19 protein-coding genes are annotated in these 18,150 nt (G+C 75.5%); 13 read left to right on the top strand and 6 right to left on the bottom strand.

Going from position 1 to position 18,150, the window contains the following annotated elements:
- The first annotated feature begins 114 nt into the window (after window positions 1-114).
- Both ACFU7Z_RS05785 and ACFU7Z_RS05780 read left to right on the top strand, forming a co-directional pair.
- Complete coding sequence (locus ACFU7Z_RS05785; RefSeq protein ID WP_049652339.1) at window positions 115-471, top strand: hypothetical protein; 357 nt, start codon at window positions 115-117, stop codon at window positions 469-471.
- A gap of 63 nt (window positions 472-534) precedes the next feature.
- Entirely contained in the window at window positions 535-708 is a 174-nt protein-coding gene (locus ACFU7Z_RS05780) for a hypothetical protein (protein ID WP_380776434.1), read from the top strand.
- A gap of 6 nt (window positions 709-714) precedes the next feature.
- On the opposite strand, the gene ACFU7Z_RS05775 is transcribed toward ACFU7Z_RS05780, so the two are convergent.
- Window positions 715-1,452 carry a hypothetical protein gene (locus ACFU7Z_RS05775; protein ID WP_380776431.1) on the bottom strand — a complete coding sequence of 246 codons (738 nt, stop codon included), beginning with the start codon at window positions 1,450-1,452 and terminating at the stop codon, window positions 715-717.
- Between the two features lie 77 nt (window positions 1,453-1,529).
- Here ACFU7Z_RS05775 and ACFU7Z_RS05770 point away from each other — a divergent pair, with 77 nt between their 5' ends.
- From ACFU7Z_RS05770 to ACFU7Z_RS05760, 3 genes are all read left to right on the top strand, one after another.
- The gene (locus ACFU7Z_RS05770; protein WP_049652335.1) at window positions 1,530-1,913 is read left to right on the top strand and encodes a PadR family transcriptional regulator; all 384 of its coding nucleotides are present in this window, start codon (window positions 1,530-1,532) and stop codon (window positions 1,911-1,913) included.
- The gene (locus ACFU7Z_RS05765) at window positions 1,910-2,884 is read left to right on the top strand and encodes a hypothetical protein (RefSeq protein WP_380776428.1); all 975 of its coding nucleotides are present in this window, start codon (window positions 1,910-1,912) and stop codon (window positions 2,882-2,884) included. The genes ACFU7Z_RS05770 and ACFU7Z_RS05765 overlap by 4 nt, the downstream gene beginning before the upstream one ends.
- A gap of 87 nt (window positions 2,885-2,971) precedes the next feature.
- The gene (locus ACFU7Z_RS05760; protein WP_049652332.1) at window positions 2,972-3,658 is read left to right on the top strand and encodes a copper homeostasis protein CutC; all 687 of its coding nucleotides are present in this window, start codon (window positions 2,972-2,974) and stop codon (window positions 3,656-3,658) included.
- Window positions 3,659-3,723: 65 nt separating this feature from the next.
- On the opposite strand, the gene ACFU7Z_RS05755 is transcribed toward ACFU7Z_RS05760, so the two are convergent.
- Window positions 3,724-5,811 carry a HelD family protein gene (locus tag ACFU7Z_RS05755; RefSeq protein WP_380776425.1) on the bottom strand — a complete coding sequence of 696 codons (2,088 nt, stop codon included), beginning with the start codon at window positions 5,809-5,811 and terminating at the stop codon, window positions 3,724-3,726.
- A 337-nt stretch (window positions 5,812-6,148) separates the two neighbouring features.
- Between ACFU7Z_RS05755 and ACFU7Z_RS05750 the strand changes: the two genes are divergently transcribed.
- On the top strand, window positions 6,149-6,310 hold the full coding sequence (locus ACFU7Z_RS05750; protein ID WP_158077777.1) for a hypothetical protein: 162 nt from the start codon (window positions 6,149-6,151) through the stop codon (window positions 6,308-6,310).
- A gap of 58 nt (window positions 6,311-6,368) precedes the next feature.
- On the opposite strand, the gene ACFU7Z_RS05745 is transcribed toward ACFU7Z_RS05750, so the two are convergent.
- Window positions 6,369-8,006: a DNA repair helicase XPB gene (locus ACFU7Z_RS05745; RefSeq protein ID WP_049652330.1), complete on the bottom strand. Its 1,638-nt coding sequence runs from the start codon at window positions 8,004-8,006 to the stop codon at window positions 6,369-6,371.
- A 124-nt stretch (window positions 8,007-8,130) separates the two neighbouring features.
- On the opposite strand from ACFU7Z_RS05745, the gene ACFU7Z_RS05740 reads away from it, so the two are divergent.
- Window positions 8,131-8,385 carry a hypothetical protein gene (locus ACFU7Z_RS05740; protein WP_049652328.1) on the top strand — a complete coding sequence of 85 codons (255 nt, stop codon included), beginning with the start codon at window positions 8,131-8,133 and terminating at the stop codon, window positions 8,383-8,385.
- Between the two features lie 21 nt (window positions 8,386-8,406).
- On the opposite strand, the gene ACFU7Z_RS05735 is transcribed toward ACFU7Z_RS05740, so the two are convergent.
- Window positions 8,407-10,908, bottom strand: coding sequence for a helicase-associated domain-containing protein (locus tag ACFU7Z_RS05735; RefSeq protein WP_380776422.1), 2,502 nt, complete (start codon window positions 10,906-10,908; stop codon window positions 8,407-8,409).
- A gap of 172 nt (window positions 10,909-11,080) precedes the next feature.
- Between ACFU7Z_RS05735 and ACFU7Z_RS05730 the strand changes: the two genes are divergently transcribed.
- The gene (locus ACFU7Z_RS05730; RefSeq protein ID WP_380776419.1) at window positions 11,081-12,049 is read left to right on the top strand and encodes a hypothetical protein; all 969 of its coding nucleotides are present in this window, start codon (window positions 11,081-11,083) and stop codon (window positions 12,047-12,049) included.
- A gap of 105 nt (window positions 12,050-12,154) precedes the next feature.
- Here the strand turns inward: ACFU7Z_RS05730 and ACFU7Z_RS05725 are convergent, their stop codons facing one another.
- Entirely contained in the window at window positions 12,155-12,793 is a 639-nt protein-coding gene (locus ACFU7Z_RS05725) for an NAD(P)-dependent oxidoreductase (RefSeq protein ID WP_380776416.1), read from the bottom strand.
- Between the two features lie 134 nt (window positions 12,794-12,927).
- Between ACFU7Z_RS05725 and ACFU7Z_RS05720 the strand changes: the two genes are divergently transcribed.
- Together ACFU7Z_RS05720 and ACFU7Z_RS05715 are read left to right on the top strand one after the other, a co-directional pair.
- Entirely contained in the window at window positions 12,928-13,701 is a 774-nt protein-coding gene (locus ACFU7Z_RS05720; RefSeq protein WP_380776414.1) for an SDR family NAD(P)-dependent oxidoreductase, read from the top strand.
- A 97-nt stretch (window positions 13,702-13,798) separates the two neighbouring features.
- Window positions 13,799-14,419, top strand: coding sequence for a TetR/AcrR family transcriptional regulator (locus tag ACFU7Z_RS05715; protein ID WP_380776411.1), 621 nt, complete (start codon window positions 13,799-13,801; stop codon window positions 14,417-14,419).
- 8 nt (window positions 14,420-14,427) lie between these two features.
- Here the strand turns inward: ACFU7Z_RS05715 and ACFU7Z_RS05710 are convergent, their stop codons facing one another.
- Window positions 14,428-15,300: an alpha/beta fold hydrolase gene (locus tag ACFU7Z_RS05710; RefSeq protein WP_074005455.1), complete on the bottom strand. Its 873-nt coding sequence runs from the start codon at window positions 15,298-15,300 to the stop codon at window positions 14,428-14,430.
- Between the two features lie 68 nt (window positions 15,301-15,368).
- Here ACFU7Z_RS05710 and ACFU7Z_RS05705 point away from each other — a divergent pair, with 68 nt between their 5' ends.
- The 3 genes from ACFU7Z_RS05705 to ACFU7Z_RS05695 all read left to right on the top strand — a co-directional run bounded on the left by ACFU7Z_RS05705 (window position 15,369) and on the right by ACFU7Z_RS05695 (window position 18,131).
- Window positions 15,369-15,974 carry a TetR/AcrR family transcriptional regulator gene (locus ACFU7Z_RS05705; RefSeq protein ID WP_074005456.1) on the top strand — a complete coding sequence of 202 codons (606 nt, stop codon included), beginning with the start codon at window positions 15,369-15,371 and terminating at the stop codon, window positions 15,972-15,974.
- Window positions 15,975-16,137: 163 nt separating this feature from the next.
- Window positions 16,138-17,196, top strand: coding sequence for an acyl-CoA desaturase (locus tag ACFU7Z_RS05700; RefSeq protein ID WP_079272734.1), 1,059 nt, complete (start codon window positions 16,138-16,140; stop codon window positions 17,194-17,196).
- Window positions 17,197-17,330: 134 nt separating this feature from the next.
- Window positions 17,331-18,131 (top strand): hypothetical protein, encoded by an 801-nt coding sequence (locus tag ACFU7Z_RS05695; RefSeq protein WP_380776408.1) that lies wholly within the window; start codon window positions 17,331-17,333, stop codon window positions 18,129-18,131.
- Window positions 18,132-18,150 lie beyond the last annotated feature (19 nt).

The following is an 18,150-nucleotide window of genomic DNA, read 5'->3' as shown; positions in this document are numbered from 1 at the left end:
ACAGCCCTTCGGGGGGCCGCCCACACGGCGTTTCGGCGTCCGGAAGTTCCGGGGCCCGGGCGTTCGGACGTCCGGGCGTTTCGGCGTTCGGGCCGGTGGACGGAGAATGGACGGATGGCTTCCGACGACATCGAGACCGCCCTGCACAACGCGCGGGCACTGATCCTGGCCGACCTCACCGCGCGGGACGTGGCGGACGCCGCCGTCGTCTCGCTGGTGGAGCAGGCCGTGACGCACCGCCGCTGGTGGCTGGAGCAGTGGCCGGACGGCACCGAGTACGTGCTCGGGCTGGTCGCCCAGGACGTCCAGGACGCGCTGCTGGAGGCGTACGGGCGCTGGCCGCTGTGCACCGGGTGCGCGGCCGACGGGGACCCGCACGCGCTGAGCGTGGAGCCCGAGCTGGGGCCGGAGCCGCACTGGGTGTGCGGCAAGCAGGGCGCGGTGGTGGCGCCGGTGGGGAAGCTCGCCTAGCCCGGCCGGCTCGGGGCCGGGGGTGCCTTCCGGGGGTGGTGCGCGGGTGGGTACGGTGCGCGCATGAGGCGCTGGGTGTGGGGTGTGGCGGGCGGGTGCTGCGGGCTCGGGCTGTGGTGGGCCGTGCTGGAGGCGGCGGGGGCCGGCCACGACGCGTGGTGGGCCGTGGCCGGGCGGGTCCTGGCCGTGACGGGGGGAGTGGCCGTCGCGGACCGGGTGCGCGGGCGGTGGGGCTGACGGGCCTCAGAGGGTGCCGAGCTCCGCGGTCAGGTTGGCGCGGGCGGCCGCGGTGAAGCGCTCGCGGGCGGCCGGGGTGCGGTAGAGGTCCGGCAGGGCGAGCAGATGGCGCAGGACGGCGGCCCGGCCGGCCGCGAAGTCCGGCGCGGGGACGAAGCCGTACTCCTCGCGGACCGCGGCCGCGTACGCCGCGTACGCCTCGGGGGAGCCGCCGAGGACGGCGAGGTCCGCGTCGCAGAGCACCTCGCCGTCGCGGTCGCCGGGGGCGGGGTGGTGGCCGACGGTGAGCAGCACGAGGCGCTCGACCTCGGCGACCCGCTCGGCGGGCAGCCCGGCGGCGGTCAGCGCGCGGACGGCCAGGGCGGCGCTGCGCTCCTCGTTCTCGGTGCGGTCGGGGCGGTAGACGGCGTCGTGGAACCAGGCCGCGAGGCGGACGGCCTCCGGGTCGGCGGCGTGCCCGGCCAGCTCGTCGACCAGGCCCAGCACCGCGCGCAGGTGCGCGGCGGTGTGGTAGCGGCGCTGCGGCTCCGACCAGCGGCGCAGCAGCTCCCGGCCGTACGGCTCGGGGTCGACGGCGGCCCCGCAGCGGTGCAGCAGGGCGGTCCAGGCGGCGAGCAGGTCGTCGGTGGGCGGGTCGGCGAGCGGGCCCTCGGCGGGCGGGTCGGCGAGCGGGCCCTCGGCGGGCGCGTCGGTGAGCGGTTCCTCGGCGGGCGGGGCGTCCTCGGTGGTCGGCATGGCGACCATTGTGGCGGCCCGGCCGGGTGCCGGACCCGGGGAGTGGGCGCTGGACCTATAGGTAGGTTGACGATATATGTAGTCGTATGACAGAACGCTCCATGCAGGAGCCCACGCTGCTGCTGCTCACCGCGCTGGCCGACGCCCCGCGGCACGGCTACGCGCTCATCCAGGAGATCGCCGCGATCTCCGACGGCCGGGTCAAGATGCGCACCGGCACGCTCTACGGGGCGCTCGACCGGCTGCTGGGCCAGGGTCTGATCGAGGTCGCCGCCGAGGAGGTGGTGGACGGCCGGGCCCGGCGCAGCTACGCGCTGACCGCCGCCGGCCGGGAGGCGCTGGCCGCCGAGGCGGAGCGGCTGCGGGCGGTCGCCACCGAGGCCGAGCGCCGGCTGACCAGGATCCGGTCGATGCTGCCGGGCAAGACCGGGTCGCAGGGGCGGCCCGCGACGGGGGGAGGCCTCTCATGACCACACCGGTGATCGGCGCCGGGCCCTCGGCGGTGCTGCGGGCCGCGCTCCAGCTCTACCCGGAGCCGTACCGCCGCGAGCGCGGCGAGGAGCTGGCCGAGGTGTTCGCCGACACGACGGCGGCGGGCGGCCGGCTCGCGGTCGCCCGGGAGGTCCTCGGCCTGGCGGTGTACGGGCTGCGGGTGCGGCTCGGGCTGACCGGCGCCACGGCGGCCGGGCGGCTGCTCGCGGTGGTCGCGCCGATGCTCGCCGGGGCGGTGGCCGGCGCCACGCTGGTGGCCTGGCTGACCACCGCGCACCGGATCGCCAACCTGCTCTCCTGGGACGACTCGTACGGCGCCTACTTCTCGTCGTTCTGCCCGCCGGTGGCCGCCGTGCTGCTCCTGGTGGCGGGGCTGCTGGGGCGCTGGACGGCGGTGCGGGGCAGCGCGCTGATCCTGGGGGCGGTGGGGCTCTACGACCTGGCGGACGCCGTCTGGTCCTCCTCCTTCGACCTGTGGTGGAGCGGCTACATCGCGATGGCCACGCTGCCGCTGGTGCTGGCCGCGCTGCTGCTGGCGGCGGCGCCGACGGACCTGCTGCCCCGGCCGGGCCTGCGCGCGGCCGGCCTGGTGCTGGCGTCGGGGGCCGTGGGCGGGCTGCTGGAGGCGGCCCAGAGCTGGGACGACACCACCTTCCCGCTGGACCTGGTGTGGTTCGTGGTGATGCTGGTCGTCCCGCTGCTGCTGACCTTCGCCGGGCTGCGCGGGCGGGTGGCGCCGACGGCGGCGGGGGTGGCGGCGCTGGTGCTGGCCGGGCCGGGCTGCCTGTTCAACATCTGGCGCGGGTCCGGCGGGGTCTCGCAGCTGCTGCCGGCGGTGGGGCCGTCGGTGGCCGCGCTGGTGCTGGTGGCGGTGGCGGTGCACCGGTTCGGCCGGTCGGAGGCGGTCGGGGCGTCCGGTGCGATCGGGGCGGTCCACGGTCCGGCGTGACCGGGGGGTTCGGGGGGCCGTTCCGGCGTGACCGGAACGGCCCCCTGGGAGTTTCCGGGGGCGGTCCGATGTGGCAGGCTGTCGAATATGTCTAGACCAATTTTCGAAGTCATCGCGCTGACGCCCCAGGACGCCCAGGCCGCCGAGTCGGGCGGCGCCGACCGGCTCGAACTGGTCACCGACATGGCCGCCGACGGGCTCACCCCGTCCGTCGAGGACTTCGGCCGGATCCGGGCCGCCGTCGGCATCCCGCTGCGGGTCATGCTGCGGATCCGGGACGGCTTCGCCCCCGGCGACGTGGACGGGCTGTGCGCCCGGGCCGCCGCGCTGCGCGCCGAGGGGGCCGAGGAGTTCGTGCTCGGCTTCCTCGACGCCGACGGCGCCGTCGACCTGGCCGCCACCACGGCCGTCGCCGAGGCGATCGCCGGCTGCCGCTGGACCTTCCACCGGGCGATCGACCACAGCGCCGACCGGGCCGCCCTGCGGGCCGCCGTCGGCGGGCTGCCCGGCCTGGACACCTTCCTCACCTCCGGCGCGGCCGCCGGGGTGGACGCCGGGCGCGAGGTGCTGTCGGCCGAGCTGGCCCGGGCCGGCGAGCCCGGGTACCGGCAGCGGATCCTGATCGGCGGCGGCCTGCGGGCCGAGCACCTGAAGGAGCTGCGGGCGGAGGGCTTCGACGCCTTCCACGTCGGCGGCGCGGTGCGGGTCGACGGCTGGCGGACGCCGGTGGACGCGGCCAAGGTCGCCGAGTGGCGGGCGCTGATCGACGCCTGAGCGCGGGTGCGCCGGTACGGGCGTTCGTACGGAAGGGCCGGTCCGCGGACCGGCCCTTCCGCGCGCTACCGCAGCTGCTCCGGCAGCGGCTCGCGGTGCAGCACCGTCAGCCCGGAGACGGCACGGGTCAGCGCCACGTACAGCCGCCGCAGGCCGGTCCGCTCGTCCGGCTCCCCGGCGACCACCGCGGCCGGCTCGTCCAGCACCACGTAGTCGTACTCCAGACCCTTGGCCAGCGAGGCCGGGACGAGGGTGAGCCGGGCCTCCGCGCTGGTCTCGTCGCCGGGGGAGAGGTACGGCAGGCCAGCCGCGGTCAGCGCCTCGGCGAGCCGCGGGACGCGGGCGTCGGCGGCGATCAGGCCGGTCGAGCCCTCGTGCTGCAGCGCCTCCCGGCAGGCGGCCAGGACCGCCTCCGTGTCGGCCGCGTCGCCGTTCCCGTCCGTGTCTCCGTTGGCGTCGCCGTCCGCGATCCGGCGGATCGTCAGCGAACCGGGCGCCTCACGGACCGAGGAGGCCGGGGCCAGGCCGGGGGCGATCGCCGGGAGCAGCCGGGAGGCGTACGCGATGACCTCCTCCGGCACCCGGAAGCCCTTGGTCAGCTCCTCGATGTGCGCCTGCGGCTTGCCCAGGTGGCGCAGCGCCTCCGGCCAACTCGCCGTCGCCCACGGGGTGGTGCCCTGGGCGAGGTCGCCGAGGACGGTCGCCGAGCCGGTGGTGCAGCGGCGGCCGACCGCGCGGTACTGCATCGGGGAGAGGTCCTGGGCCTCGTCCAGCACCACGTGCCCGAGCGAGGGGGTGCGCTGCACCAGGTCGGTGGCCTCGTCGACCAGGACGGCGTCGGCCGCCGTCCAGCGGGCGGTCTTCACCGAGCGGCCGGGCTTGGGCCACAGCACCGCCCGCTGCTCCTCGGGCGTCAGCACGCCCTCGGCGCACGCGGCCAGGAACTCCGGCTCGGAGAGCAGCCGCAGGACCAGCTTCGCCGGGTCGACGGCCGGCCAGCACTCCTTGACCACCGCCTTGACGGCGCTGTTGCGGGCCACCGCGTCCTGCACCCGGTCGTCCGGGGCCTCGCCGCCCTGCTCCATCTTCAGCAGTACGGCGTGTGCGATGCGCTGCGGCAGGGCGTCCCTGGCCGCGCCGTAGCGGGTCTCGCGGCCCTTCAACTCCTCGATGATCTCGACCAGTTCGTACACCGGTACGCGCCAGCGGCGGGAGCCGCGGACCACCACGCAGGGCTCGGTGGGCAGCGCGATGCCCGACCGCACCGCCCGGCGCAGCACCTCGGCCATCCGGGCGTCGCCCTTCAGCCGGGCCGCCTCCGGGTCGTCCTCGCCCCTCACCTCGACGTGCCCGACCAGCTGCTGCACGGTGGCCTGGGCGACCTCCAGCTCGCCGAGGGCCGGGAGCACCTGCTCGATGTAGGAGAGGAAGGCGTTGTTCGGCCCGATCACCAGGGTGCCGGTCCGGGCCAGGCGCTCGCGGTGCGCGTACAGCAGGTACGCGACGCGGTGCAGGCCGACGGCGGTCTTCCCGGTGCCGGGCGCCCCCTGGACGCAGATGGTGCCCGTGATGTCCGAGCGGACGATCTCGTCCTGCTCGGGCTGGATGGTGGCGACGATGTCGCGCATCGGGCCGACGCGGGGCTTCTCGATCTCGGCGGCCAGCAGGGCGGAGGCGGAATCGGTCTCGGCCGGGTCGCTGAGGTGCTCGTCCTCGTAGGCGGTGAGCTCGCCGCCGGTGTAGCCGAAGCGGCGGCGGCGGTCGACGTCCATCGGGTCGGTGCGGCTGGCCCGGTAGAACGGCTGGGAGACCGGCGCGCGCCAGTCGATCACCATCGGGTCGCCGTCGGCGTCGTGGACGTGCCGGCGGCCGATGTAGAAGCTCTCGCCGCCGCTGCCCTCGCTCAGCTCCTCGCTGATCGCGTGCAGGTAGTCGAGGCGGCCGAAGAACAGCGGGGTGTGCGAGAGGTCGGCCAGGGCGGCGATCCTGGCCTCGATCTGGTTCTGGAGCACGAGGGCGGTGACCCAGGTGCCGGTCACGTCGCGGATGTCGAGCGACTCGACGTCCTCGCGCATCGCGCGCAGCGCGGCCCGGGAGGCGGCCAGGTGGTCGCGTTCGCGCTGGAGGGGGTCGGTGGTGGAGGTGGCGGGCACAGCGAACCTTCCCGGCTGCCCCCGGTGGCGGGCGCAGCGGATCGTAGGAGCTCACGGTGGGTACGGCCGACCGGTTGCCGAACGGTCGGTACCTCCCCCGGCTGCCTGCGGGACTTCAGCAGGTACCACGGTTCGGGAGGGGGCAGACGGACGATCTTAGACCCGTCCGCCCCTGGGGGCCAGCCGCGCGGGTCCCGGGGTTCCGGCCGTACCGGCCTCGGGGTTCGCCCTACCCCGGCCTCGGGGGCCGCCGTACACCCGGCGGACGAGCCGCGCACCTGCGGATACGGCCTTTGGAGTGATGCCGACCGCCGGTCGGGTGCCTACCGTTGAAGACATGAGCACCACGAACCGAACCCCCCGACCCGGCCCGTCCGGCGCCACCGCCGTCTCCGGGCGCCACCGCAACCCGCTGAGCACCGCCGTCCGCAACGTCGGCATCGCCTTGGACACCGCCGCGCGCGTGATCTTCCTCGGGCGCGACGGTGTCCGGTACTGAAGGCGCCGTCCGGTCCTGAGCACCGTGTCCGTTCCCGGGACGGCCTACCGCCCGTGCGTCACAGCACGTCGTCCGCGTCCATGATCCGGTACGCGTAGCCCTGCTCGGCCAGGAAGCGCTGCCGGTGGGCGGCGAAGTCCTGGTCCACGGTGTCCCGGGCGACCACCGAGTAGAAGTGGGCCGAGTGCCCGTCCGCCTTGGGGCGCAGCACCCGGCCGAGGCGCTGGGCCTCCTCCTGGCGGGAGCCGAAGGTGCCGGAGACCTGGATGGCCACGGTGGCCTCGGGCAGGTCGATCGAGAAGTTCGCGACCTTGGAGACCACCAGGACGCCGATCTCCTTGTTCCGGAAGGCCTCGAAGAGCTTCTCGCGCTGGGCGTTGCTGGTCTCGCCCTTGATCACCGGGGCGTCCAGGGCCTCGCCGAGCTCGTCCAGCTGGTCGATGTACTGGCCGATGATCAGCGTCTGGTCCTTCTCGTGCTTCCTGACCAGCGCCTCCACCACCCGCCGCTTGGTCGCCGTGGTGGCGCAGTAGCGGTAGCGCTCCTCCGGCTCGGCGGTCGCGTAGGCGAGCCGCTCGGAGTCGGTCAGGGTGACCCGCACCTCGCAGCAGTCGGCGGGCGCGATGTAGCCCTGCGCCTCGATCTCCTTCCACGGCGCGTCGAAGCGCTTGGGGCCGATCAGGCTGAACACGTCGCCCTCGCGGCCGTCCTCGCGCACCAGCGTCGCGGTCAGGCCGAGCCGGCGGCGGGCCTGGAGGTCGGCGGTGAACTTGAACACCGGCGCGGGCAGCAGGTGCACCTCGTCGTAGACCACCAGGCCCCAGTTGCGGGCGTCGAACAGCTCCAGGTGGGCGTAGACGCCCTTCCGCTTGGTCGTCATCACCTGGTAGGTGGCGATGGTGACCGGGCGGATCTCCTTCTTCGTCCCGCTGTACTCGCCGATCTCGTCCTCGGTGAGCGAGGTGCGCTTGACCAGCTCGTGCTTCCACTGGCGGGCCGAGACGGTGTTGGTGACCAGGATCAGCGTGGTCGACTTGGCGTGCGCCATCGCGGCCGCGCCGACCAGCGTCTTGCCGGCGCCGCAGGGCAGCACGACCACGCCCGAGCCGCCGTGCCAGAAGCCCTCGACGGCCTGCGCCTGGTACGGGCGCAGCTGCCAGCCGTCCTCGTCCAGGTCGATCGGGTGCGCCTCGCCGTCCACGTACCCGGCGAAGTCCTCGGCGGGCCAGCCGAGTTTGAGCAGCACCTGCTTGATCTGCCCGCGCTCGGAGGGGTGCACCACCACGGTGTCCGGGTCGACCCGGGCGCCGACCAGCGGGACGACCTTCTTGGAGCGCAGCACCTCCTCCAGCACCGGCCGGTCGGTGGTGGTGAGCACCAGCCCGTGGGTCGGGTGCTTGAGCAGCTGGAGCCGCCCGTACCGGCCCATGGTGTCCGCCACGTCCACCAGCAGCGCGTGCGGCACCGGGTAGCGCGAGTACGTCACCAGGGCGTCCACCACCTGCTCGGCGTCGTGCCCGGCCGCCCGCGCGTTCCACAGCCCGAGCGGCGTCACCCGGTACGTGTGCACGTGCTCGGGCGCCCGCTCCAGCTCGGCGAACGGCGCGATGGCGCGACGGCAGTCGGAGGCCCTGGGGTGGTCGATCTCCAGGAGAAGAGTTTTGTCGCTCTGGACGATGAGCGGTCCGTCGTTCACGCGGGGAAGCCCTCCACTGGCTGACAGGGTGGATTGACGCAGACCCTCCAGTGTCGCGCATCGCGGGCGGTGCGCGGGAGCCGCCCGGAGTGACCACCGTCCGTACTCGCTCGTTGAGCTGGTCATGAAGAAGTCGAAGCGTGTTCTCACCGCCCTCGCCCTGATGGGCTCGGCCTTCGCGGCCACCGCCTCCTCGGCCGGCTCGGCCCACGCCCTCGCGGGCATCGGCGAGGGGCCCGGCGGCCTGCTCGCGGCGCCCGGGTTCCTGCTGGCGGACACCGTCACCGGGGGGTCGATGCCGGTCGGGCAGGGGCAGATCGGCAGCCTGGCGGACAAGGCCGTCCAGGACAAGATGAAGGAGGCGCAGCAGGGGCACTGAAGGCCCCCGGCCTCCCCGGGGTCACTCGTCGAGTTCCGCGACGCCGGTGATGCGGTGCAGGGCGAAGGTGCGGAGTTCGTCGGCGTGGTGGTCGAAGGCGGTGACGAAGCCGCCTTCGACCTTGACCGGGTCGATGATGCGCTGGCTGGCGATGCCCTCGGCGTTGAGGTAGCCGATCCACATGCGCTCGCCGAGCAGGACGGCCGTCTGGAGGGCGGCCAGGGTCTCGGCGGCGGCGGTGCGGGGGAGCCGGCGCGGGTCGGGGGTGGGGTCGCGGCGGGTGGCGGTGGCGGCGCGGTCGCCGGCCCGGATGGCCTTGATGGCGGCCGCGAGCAGTGTGTCGTCGGGGGCGGGCGGTCCGTCGGGGACGGGCACGGGGGCCGGCCGGGGCGGGGTGCGGCGGCTGTCCGGGCGGGTGATCAGCACGTCTCCCTCGGCGGACTCGGCGGCCGGGGCGTAGCCCATGGTGCGCAGGGCGGCGAGCAGGACGTCCGGGGCGGCCTGGGAGGCGAGGACGGTGGGGGCGAGCAGCCGCAGCCGCAGGTCGGCGGAGCGCCGGTCGGCGAGGACCTCGCCGAGCAGCGACGGGTCGTCGCAGCGCAGGTAGGAGGAGGCGGCGCCGACCCGCAGGACACCGTGCCGGCGGGCGACGTCGTCGACCAGGTACGCGAGCGGCTGCGGGACGGGCGTACGGCTGTGCTGCTCCAGGAAGGCCCGCAGGTCGGTGGCGGTGCGGCCGGCGTCGAGGGCGCGGCGCACCGAGGCCGGGGTGAAGCGGTAGACGGTGGCGCCGCCCTTGGACTCGATGTCGGCGCACAGGGCGAGGGCCTGGGCGAGCGGGGTGAGCAGCGGGCCGGGGGCGATCGCGGTGAGGTCCGGCTGGAGGATCACGTGGTCCAGCGGCTGCGGGAGCAGCGGAGCGAGCACCTCGGCCGGGTCGGACTCGGCGGTGAGCAGGGCGCGGGCGGGGGCGGCCAGGGCGCCGCGGCCGGTGATGCCGAGGAGTTCGGCCTCGTCGAGGGTCCAGGCGGTGAGTTCGTCGCGCAGGTCGCGGCCGTCCGGGCCGACGGGGCCGCCGCGCAGCGGGCGCTGCCAGCGCAGGGCGGGGAGCAGCTCCTCGGCGGTGGCCGGGGTGCCGGGCGGCAGTTCGGCGAGCAGGGCGAGGGTGGCGCGGCGGACGGACGGGGCGAGGGTGCGGTCGAGTTCGGGGCCGAGGGCGGCGCGCGGCTTGCCCCGGCCGTCCGGGGTGCCGGTGAGGGCGGGGACGCGGGTGGCGGCGAGCCAGGCGCCGGCCAGGACGGACCAGCGCTCGGCGGTGTCCAGGTGCAGCCAGGTGTCGTACCCCGGGGTGGGGGCCCAGCGTTCGTCCACCTCGCCGTCGGGGGCCAGCAGGCCTGCGGTGTAGGCGAGTTCGAGCCAGAAGGCGGTCTGCTGCTCGGTGTTCTCCAGGGCCTGGGCGGTGCGCTTGAGGTCGCGGACGCCGAGGCCGCCGGCGCGCAGGGTCAGCGGCGGGGTGAGGCCCCAGCCGTCCAGCAGCTCCTCGACGGTCTTGACGGCGGTGTGCGCCTGGCCGGCCGCGGCGGCGTCCACGGCCTGCGGGTCGCGCGGGGCGGCGGCGGGCGCGGGCTCGGGCTGGACCGGTTCGACGGTGCGGTGGGTGCGGCCGCCGCGCAGGTGTAGGGCCAGCTCGCGGGGCAGCACGACGCTGCCGGGGCTGCTGGGCAGCAGCAGGCCGCGGGCGAGCAGCCACTCGACGGGGCTCTGCGCGTCCTCGGCGGTGACCGGGCGGGTGGCGTCCGGGACGGTGCCGGTGGGCGGGCCCCAGACCAGCCGCTCCAGCAGCCGCAGCGCGGCCTCGGGCGCGGTGTCGAGCAGTGCGGCGCAGCGGGCGCGGTCGGTGAGCAGCGCGGTGAGCGCGGCGACGGCGCTGACCGGGTCCGGGGTGCCGGGCTCCCCGGCCGAGGCGAGCAGCTGCTGCAGCCGGGCCGGGGACATGCCGACGGTGGCGTCGGCGAGGGTGGGGCCGAGGCCGGTGCGGCCCGGGTTGACGGCGGTCGGGGCGAGCGCCTCGCGGACGGCGAGGACCAGCCGCAGCCCGTTGTCCGGGCCCCAGAGCAGCGCCCGGTCGCGCAGGGTGGCGAGCGCGCGCGGCAGGGCGGTGGCGACGGCGGACCGGTCGGCGGGGGTGAGCGGGGTGGCGCCGGGGTGCGGCTTGACCTTCGCCGGGCCGGTCAGCAGGGTGCGGACGGTGCTCAGCGAGGTGCCGTCCGGGGCGGTGGCCAGGGCCTCGGCGACCTGGAGGGTGAAGCGGTCGAGCCGCTCCAGGGCGCGCAGCGCGGAGGCGCGCGAGGAGAGCCGGGCGGACAGCTGGGTGAGGTCGCCGGGGACGGGGTTCAGCAGGTCGGGGCGGGAGCGGAGCAGGGCGGCGAGCGCGTCGTCGGGACGGGCGCGCAACTCCTCGGCGAGGGTGCGCGGGCCGGTGGCGGACCTGCCCCGGCGTTGAGGGCCCTGCTGTGTGGTCATTCGACCTAGGTTAGTCGGGCGCGGGGACGACGGGGTGTCCGTCGTCCGGGCGCACCTCCGGCGCTCCGCCGTACCGGCGGACGGACTCGCGCGGGCGGGGGCGGGGTGGGTAGCGTCACGCCGAGGGCGGTTCGGTGGGCGGCCGGGTACGGGCGAGGCGGGGTGGTCGGTGATGACGGACGGCGAGTGGTGGCGCAAGAGCGGGCCGTGGAGCGAGCGTTCGGTCGGCGGCCCGGACGCCGCTTCGGACGCCGGCTCGGGTTCGGGTTCGGGCTCGGGCACCGGTTCGGGTGAGGCCGCGTCCGGCGGCGCTCCGGAGGCTCCGTCCGCCCCCGTTCCCGCTCCGGACTTCGACCCCGACAGCGTGTACGACCCGCCGGCGCCGAGCGCGGGCGGCATCCCGTCCGTGCCGCTGCACCTGCCGGAGACCGTCGCCGGGGACCGGCCGGACGGGCCCCCGCCGACGACGGTGTCGAGCACCGGCCCGTGGACGATGACGCTCTTCGACTTCTCGGACGGGCCACGGCCCGCGCCGAAGCCGATCCCCGGGCAGCGCACCGCCGAGGAGGCCGCCGAGCAGGCGGCGGCGGAGGCGGCGGAGACGGCGGCGGCGCCCGCCGCCGACCTGACGAAGAAGCCGCGCAGGGGCTGGCTCAGGCCGGCCCCCGCCGCCCCTCCCGCGCCGCCCGAGGCCCCGGCCGGGAAGGCCGGGGGCAAGGCCAAGGGGAAGGGGAAGGCCAAGGGGAAGGGCCAGGAGGCGGAGAAGGAGGCGCCCGCCCGCAAGCCCTCCCCGCTGATCCTGCTCTCCTGCGCCCTGCTGGTCGGCGGGGCGGTCTCCGGCTTCCTCCCGGCCATGCTGGCCGGTTGGGGCCTCGGCTACCTGTCCCGCCAGATCTCCGACCTGATGCGGAAGTTCGTGATCCTCGGCATCCCGCTGGTCACGATGAGCGTGTCCACCTTCTACTCCATGCAGCAGGCCAAGCAGGCCGGCGGACAGGGCGGCGGCCTCCAGTCGGGCTCGCCGCTGGGCGCGATCAGCTGGTCGTCCGCCCCGAACGTGCTGCGGCTGTCCGCCGTGCTGTCGGCGGTGGTCCTGCTGCTGCTCGCCCTGCGCCGCCGCCCGCCGCAGCAGCAGGGCTGAGCGCGGGGGCCGGTCCGGTCCGGCCCCCGCTACTTGCGGACGAAGCAGCCGGAGCCGTCCACGACGGCGTGGGTGCCGCCGTTGTGTGACGGTGCCGCCGGGGCGTCAGTCGTCGGCGAGGTGGACGAGTCGGCGGAAGGTCGTCGGGTCGCCGAGGTGGTCGACGATCCAGTGGGCGACGGTGGCGCGGGTGGCGGTGCCGGCCCGGGGGAGCGGTCGGTCGTACGAGACCTGCGGGCCCGGGGACGGCGGGCCGTCCTTGAGCATCGGCACGCGGACGACCGTCCAGGCGGCGTCGGAGCCGGCGAGCACCGCCTCCATCCGGGCCAGGTCGTGGTGGACCTCCCGGTACAGCCGGTCGACCACCAGCCTGGCCACCACCCGTTGGGCGCGCGGGAGCCGGCTGGTGTCCAGCCCCGCCGAGCTCATCGTGACCAGGTGCCGGGCGCCGCCGTCCCGCAGTGCCGCGGTCAACTCCCGGGCGCCGTCGGAGAAGAGGGTGGTGGCGGTCCGGCGGCCGGTGGTGCCGAGGGTGGCGACGACGGCGTCCTGGTCGCTCAGCGGCCCCCGCAGGGAGCCCGGCCGGCCGACGTCGGCCCGGGCGGTGAGCGGGGTGCCGTGCGCGTACTCCGGCAGCCGGGCGGGGTCGCGGGCGACGGCGGTGACGGTGTGTCCGGCGGCCAGTGCGAGGTCGACCACCAGACGGCCGGTGCGTCCGGTGGCACCCACGACTGCGATCCTCATCGGTTCCCTCCTCGGGATGGTTCGGGATGGTTCGGTCTCGGATGGCGCCTTGTTATTCATTCAGACGGACTGTATGAATGAAATCAAGTGAACCACGGCGCACCGCGCGTGCGAACCCGAAGGAGCGATGGAACATGGGAGTTCGGCAGGATCGGTACCCCGACCTGGACGGCCGGGTGGTCGTGGTCGCCGGCGGCAGCCGCGGCATCGGCGCGGAGACCGCCCGCGCCTTCGCCCGGCAGGGCGCGGCCGTCGCCGTCCTCGGGCGCGACGCGCAGGCGCTGGCGGAGGTGGCGGAGGGCCTGCGGGCGGAGGGGGTCCGGGCGCTCGGACTGGTCGCCGACTGCACGGACGCGGCGGCACTCGGCTCCGCCGCCGCCCGGATCGAGCGGGACCTCGGCCCCGTCGACACCCTGGCCGCCTTCGCCGGCGGCGGAGGCTACCCGGTACCGACCGTCCGCGAGACCGAGGAGCACTGGCGGGCCGTGCTCGACGGCAACCTCACCGCCACCTTCCTCACCGTCCAGGCCTTCCTGCCCGGTCTGCTGGCCCGCCGCGGCGGTTCGATCGTCACCATGGCCTCCACGGCCGGCCGGCTGGCCGGCGGCGCCTCCGCGGCGTACGCCACGGCCAAGGCGGGGGTGCTGATGTTCACCCGGCACCTCGCCCTGGAGGTCGCCGGTGAGGGCGTGCGGGTCAACGCCATCGCGCCGGGCGCCGTCCGCACCGAGCGGACCGCCGCGCAGATGCCGCCCGAGGTGCAGGCCGCGGTCGCCGCCGCGCACCCGCTGGGCCGCCTCGGCGAGCCGGCGGACGTCGCCTCGGCCACGCTCTTCCTGGCCTCCGACGCGTCCTCCTGGATCACCGGGCAGACCCTGGACGTCAGCGGCGGGCGGGTCATGATCTGAGCGCCGGGCCCGCTCCGCCGGGCGCCGGGCCTTCCCCGCCCGGGTGAACCGATCGGCGATACTGCCAGTTCACACGGAACGAGTGGAGGCGAGCGGGATGAGCCCCCGGTCCTACCGGATGGGACAGCGGCAGGCGGAGGTCGACGAGACCCGCGCCCGGATCGTCGCGGCCGCCCGCGCGCACCTGGCCGAGACCGGCGGGGTCTCGCTGGACGCGGTCGCCCGCCGCGCGGACGTCGCCCGGGCGACCGTCTACTACCAGTTCGGCTCCAAGGCGGGCCTGCTGGAGGCGGTCTGCGACGCCCTCGCCGAGCAGGGCGGCATGGCCCGGCTCGCCGAGGCCTTCACCCAGGCCGACCCCTGGGCGGCGGTGGACCGCTTCGTCGAGGTGATGGGCGGCTTCTGGGCGGTCGACCGGGTCTGCACCCGCCGCCTGCGCGCCCTCGCCGCGCTCGACGAGGAGGTCGGCCGGGTCATCGCCGACCGCGACGCCCGCCGCCGGGAGGGCGCCGCGGTGCTGGCCGGCCGGCTGCCCGACGCCCCGGCGGACGCGGGGCGCCTGCTCTTCGTGCTCACCGCCTTCGAGACCTACGACGCGCTGGCGGCGGAGGCGGAGGCGGCGGGAGCCGTGGGCGGCGGGGCCGACCTGGCCGTGGCCACCCCGGCGGTCACCCGCCTGGTCCGCGCCGCCCTCGGCGGGCCGGCCGACGGGTCGTAGGGCCCCGGTCAGCCGGCCTGCCGCGCGGCCGTGCCGAGGATGCCGGCGGTGACGGCCGCCGGGTCGTCGGTGGGCAGTGCGTGGCCGGCGCCGGGGACGATCTCGACCCGGGCGGTGGGCACCAGCCGGTGCAGGCGGTCGGCGACGGCCCGGGCGTCGTGCAGGGCGCTGCGTTCGCCGAGGAGGAAGAGGGCGGGGGCGGTGAGCCGGCCGAGTTCCCGGTCGGTGAGGGTGGCGGCCGGGGGCAGGCGGCGGCGGAAGCCCATCGAGGCGCGGACCAGCGCCATCAGTTCGGTCTCCAGGACGGCGCTGTTGCCGACCAGCCGGGCCAGCCGGGGGCGCAGCGGGCGCGGGGCCGTCGCGGCGAGGCCGCCGAGGACGAGCCAGGTGTAGAAGCGGCGGTCCAGGTCGGCGAGGCCCGCCGTTTCGACCAGGGTGAGGGCGGCGGTCCGTCCGGGGTGGTGGATCTGGTGGTTGAGGGCGATCCAGCCGCCGTAGGAGCAGCCGACCAGGTGGGCGGAGGGCAGGTCGAGGGCGGTGAGCAGCTCCTCCAGCCAGGCGGCGGCGTCGCGGCCGTCGGTGACGGGGGCGCTCTGCACGCTGGCGCCCGGTTCGCCGACGGTGTCCACGGCGATCACGGGGTGCTGTGCGGCGAGGGCGTCGAGGTGGGCGTGCCACATCAGCGCGTTGCCGCCGGAGCCGGGCAGCAGCACGATCGGCCGGCCCTCGGCGCGGCCGGTGCGGTACACCCGGGTGGTGCCGTAGCCGGTGGGGACGTCGAGCGGTGTCCAGGGCCCCGGCCGGAGTTCGGTCAGCGCGCGCTCGTAGGCGGCGCGGAAGCGGGCTTCGGCCTTGCCGTTCTTGAACTCGCTGATTCGCATGGTACATGTGTATCACATGCATGATACGGGTGTACCAAGTGAAGCGGGACGAACAGACGGAGGCCGGAATGACCGCGAAGGTCGACCACGAGGAACGCCGTCGGCAGATCGCCGAGGCCCTGCTGCGCATCGCCGACACCCAGGGCCTGCAGTCCGCCAGCATGCGGGCCGTCGCCACGGAGGCCGGGGTCTCGCTGCGGCTCGTCCAGTACTACTTCACGACCAAGGAGGGACTGCTGCTGGACGCCCTGGCCAGGCTCGGCACCCAGCTCCAGGCCCGGATGGAACGGTGGATCGGCCAGGCCCGCGCCCCCCGGGAGGTGGTGACGGCGATCCTGTCCTGCATCCTGCCGACGGACGCCGAGAGCCGCCGGATCACCAGGACGTACGCGGCGTACTACGCGCTGGTGCTCGGCGACCCCGAGGTGCTGGCGAAGCAGGCCGCGCAGCCGCCGGTCGTCCTGGAGGGCTTCCTCGCCAAGCAGCTCCGGGCGGCGCAGCAGGCCGGGGGGATCGGGCCGGAGCGGGACGTCGAGGCGGTCGCGGCCGGGCTGCTGGCGATGGTCAACGGGCTCGGCTCCAGCGTGCTGGGCGGCCAGCGCACCGGTGAGCAGGCGCTCGCGGTCCTCGCGTACCACCTGGACGAGCTGTTCGGGCGGCCGGAAGCGGGCTGACGGCCGGTGCCGTCGACCGCCGCGACGGTCCTCCGGTCCGCCGGTCCGGCCCGCCGATCGTCGCGGCAGGCGGGCACCCCTCGCGGCAAGGGGGCTAACACCCGTACGGGGCGGGTGCTTTCCCCGTTCCGCTGGAGGGCCTGTCACTGACAGACTCCGGGGTATGTCCGCGCAGCCCGTGATGACGACCGAAGCGCCCGAAGCCCCCTCCTCCCGGTCCGGGAGCGGCGGCAGCGACTTCGCCCAGTTGACCCGCCGAATAGTCGACGAGGGCCTGCTCGACCGGCGCCCCGGCTACTACGCCGCCCGCATGGCCCTGGTGTTCGCCGCCTTCCTCGGCGGCTGGTACGCCCTGTTCGCGCTGGGCGACACCTGGTGGCAGCTCGGCCTGGCGGCGGCGATGTCCGTCGTCTTCGCCCAGATCGGCCTGCTCTCCCACGATCTGGCGCACCGTCAGGTCTTCGACCGGCGGGTGCCGAGCGAGATCGGCGGCCGGATCGCCGCCAACCTGCTGATGGGCATGAGCTACGGCTGGTGGATGAACAAGCACACCCGCCACCACGCCAACCCGAACCACGAGGAGCGGGACCCGGACGTCGCCCCCGAACTCCTGGTGTGGTCCCAGCGGCAGGCCCGGAAGGCGAGCGGCGTCGCCCGGTTCATCGGCCGCCGGCAGGCGTACCTGTTCGTGCCGCTGCTCCTGCTGGAGGGCCTCAACCTCAGCTTCAACAGCTTCCGCGCGCTGCGCGGGCCCGTGGTGAAGCGCCCGGTGCTGGAGGGCGTGCTGCTGGTGGTCCACTTCCTCGCCTACTTCGGCCTGGTGTTCGCCGCGCTCCCGGCCGGCAAGGCCGTCGCCTTCATCGCCGTGCACCAGGCGCTGTTCGGCGTCTACCTGGGCAGCGTCTTCGCCCCGAACCACAAGGGCATGCTGATGGTGACCCCGGAGATGAAGCTCGACTTCCTGCGCCGCCAGGTGCTCACCTCGCGCAACGTCCGCGGCGGGCTGCTCATCGACGCGGTGATGGGCGGCCTCAACTACCAGGTGGAGCACCACCTGTTCCCCAGCATGCCGACTCCGGCGCTCGGGCGGGCTGCCCGGATCACCCGGGAGTTCTGCGCCGAGAAGGGCGTCGCGTACTACGAGACGGGCCTGTTCCGCTCCTACCGGGAGATCTTCACCCACCTGCACCGGACGGGCGAGCCGATCCGCTCCGGCGGGTGACCGTCACGTCCGGCGGGTGACCGTCACGCCCTGGCGCCGGGATCCGTCGCCGGGACGGCCCTTCGGCGGCATCGCCCGTCCGCCGGCGCGTTCGCGCCCGTACGATGCCCGAGCGGGGTGGGTGGAGACCGGGGGTGGGTGTGGTTCGGTTCTGGCTGAGGTGGGCGCTGATCGCGCTCCTGGGAGTGGCGGTCGTGTTCGGCGGCTGGGCCGGGTGGCGGTTCTACCGCGACACGGCCATTCCGGCCCCGCCGGACGTCCCGGGGGTGGCGCGGGCGCCGGAGACCGAGGAGGCCCGCCTGGCGGCCGAGCGGCGGATGGCCGACCGGATCGACCGGCTGCCCGAACTGCTGCCGTGGGCCCAGGGGTTGGGGCGGTCGACGGTCGACGTGTGCCGCACCGACTACCGCGGCGGCCTGTTCCTCCGGGGGCTGTGGCTGCCGGTGGCCTGCGAGCGGACCGTGAACGTGTACCTGGCCTTCGACGGCGGCGACGTCCGCTCCCGGCTGGCCGATCTGGACCGGTACCTGGACGCCGAGGGCTGGCGGAGCTCGCAGCAGTGGAGCGGCCTGGTCGCGGCCGACGAGTACGCCCACCAGCCGCCCGCCGACCCGACCCCGGAGGAGGTGGCGGAGGCGGCGGCCCGGCCGATCGCCCCGTCGGTGGAGTTCAGGCCGGCGACGGACGAGGCGGTGCGGACGGAGCTGGCCGTGAGCGTCTCCCGGCCGCCGGGCCCCGAACTCCTGACCTCCGGCGAGGACTACTGGTACGAGAAGTACGGCGGCCGGCGCTACCGGAACGACGAGGGGCAGCGGTCCGAGTACCTGGCCTGGCAGCCGGTGCGGCCGAGCGAGGTCACCGGGCCGGCCGAGGGCCGGTACGTGGCGGTCCTGGGCTTCACGACCAGGTACGCGGAGCAGCAGGAGGCGCCGTGAGGCCGGGAGCCGCCGTGGC

Origin of the sequence: Kitasatospora sp. NPDC057518 (assembly GCF_042802075.1) — a bacterium.
Lineage (GTDB): Bacteria > Actinomycetota > Actinomycetes > Streptomycetales > Streptomycetaceae > Kitasatospora.
Note: the sequence above shows the minus strand (reverse complement) of the source record. Positions and strands in the feature narration are given on the sequence as shown.

Coding starts and splice junctions, on each gene's coding strand:
- ACFU7Z_RS05740 (WP_049652328.1), top strand. CDS start 8,131: ATGAAGAAGTCGAAGCGTGTTCTCACCGCCCTCGCCCTGATGGGCTCG.
- ACFU7Z_RS05770 (WP_049652335.1), top strand. CDS start 1,530: ATGACAGAACGCTCCATGCAGGAGCCCACGCTGCTGCTGCTCACCGCG.
- ACFU7Z_RS05765 (WP_380776428.1), top strand. CDS start 1,910: ATGACCACACCGGTGATCGGCGCCGGGCCCTCGGCGGTGCTGCGGGCC.
- ACFU7Z_RS05785 (WP_049652339.1), top strand. CDS start 115: ATGGCTTCCGACGACATCGAGACCGCCCTGCACAACGCGCGGGCACTG.
- ACFU7Z_RS05750 (WP_158077777.1), top strand. CDS start 6,149: ATGAGCACCACGAACCGAACCCCCCGACCCGGCCCGTCCGGCGCCACC.
- ACFU7Z_RS05700 (WP_079272734.1), top strand. CDS start 16,138: ATGTCCGCGCAGCCCGTGATGACGACCGAAGCGCCCGAAGCCCCCTCC.
- ACFU7Z_RS05730 (WP_380776419.1), top strand. CDS start 11,081: ATGACGGACGGCGAGTGGTGGCGCAAGAGCGGGCCGTGGAGCGAGCGT.
- ACFU7Z_RS05720 (WP_380776414.1), top strand. CDS start 12,928: ATGGGAGTTCGGCAGGATCGGTACCCCGACCTGGACGGCCGGGTGGTC.
- ACFU7Z_RS05775 (WP_380776431.1), bottom strand. CDS start 1,452: ATGGTCGCCATGCCGACCACCGAGGACGCCCCGCCCGCCGAGGAACCG.
- ACFU7Z_RS05710 (WP_074005455.1), bottom strand. CDS start 15,300: ATGCGAATCAGCGAGTTCAAGAACGGCAAGGCCGAAGCCCGCTTCCGC.
- ACFU7Z_RS05780 (WP_380776434.1), top strand. CDS start 535: ATGAGGCGCTGGGTGTGGGGTGTGGCGGGCGGGTGCTGCGGGCTCGGG.
- ACFU7Z_RS05735 (WP_380776422.1), bottom strand. CDS start 10,908: ATGACCACACAGCAGGGCCCTCAACGCCGGGGCAGGTCCGCCACCGGC.
- ACFU7Z_RS05725 (WP_380776416.1), bottom strand. CDS start 12,793: ATGAGGATCGCAGTCGTGGGTGCCACCGGACGCACCGGCCGTCTGGTG.
- ACFU7Z_RS05705 (WP_074005456.1), top strand. CDS start 15,369: ATGACCGCGAAGGTCGACCACGAGGAACGCCGTCGGCAGATCGCCGAG.
- ACFU7Z_RS05760 (WP_049652332.1), top strand. CDS start 2,972: ATGTCTAGACCAATTTTCGAAGTCATCGCGCTGACGCCCCAGGACGCC.
- ACFU7Z_RS05715 (WP_380776411.1), top strand. CDS start 13,799: ATGAGCCCCCGGTCCTACCGGATGGGACAGCGGCAGGCGGAGGTCGAC.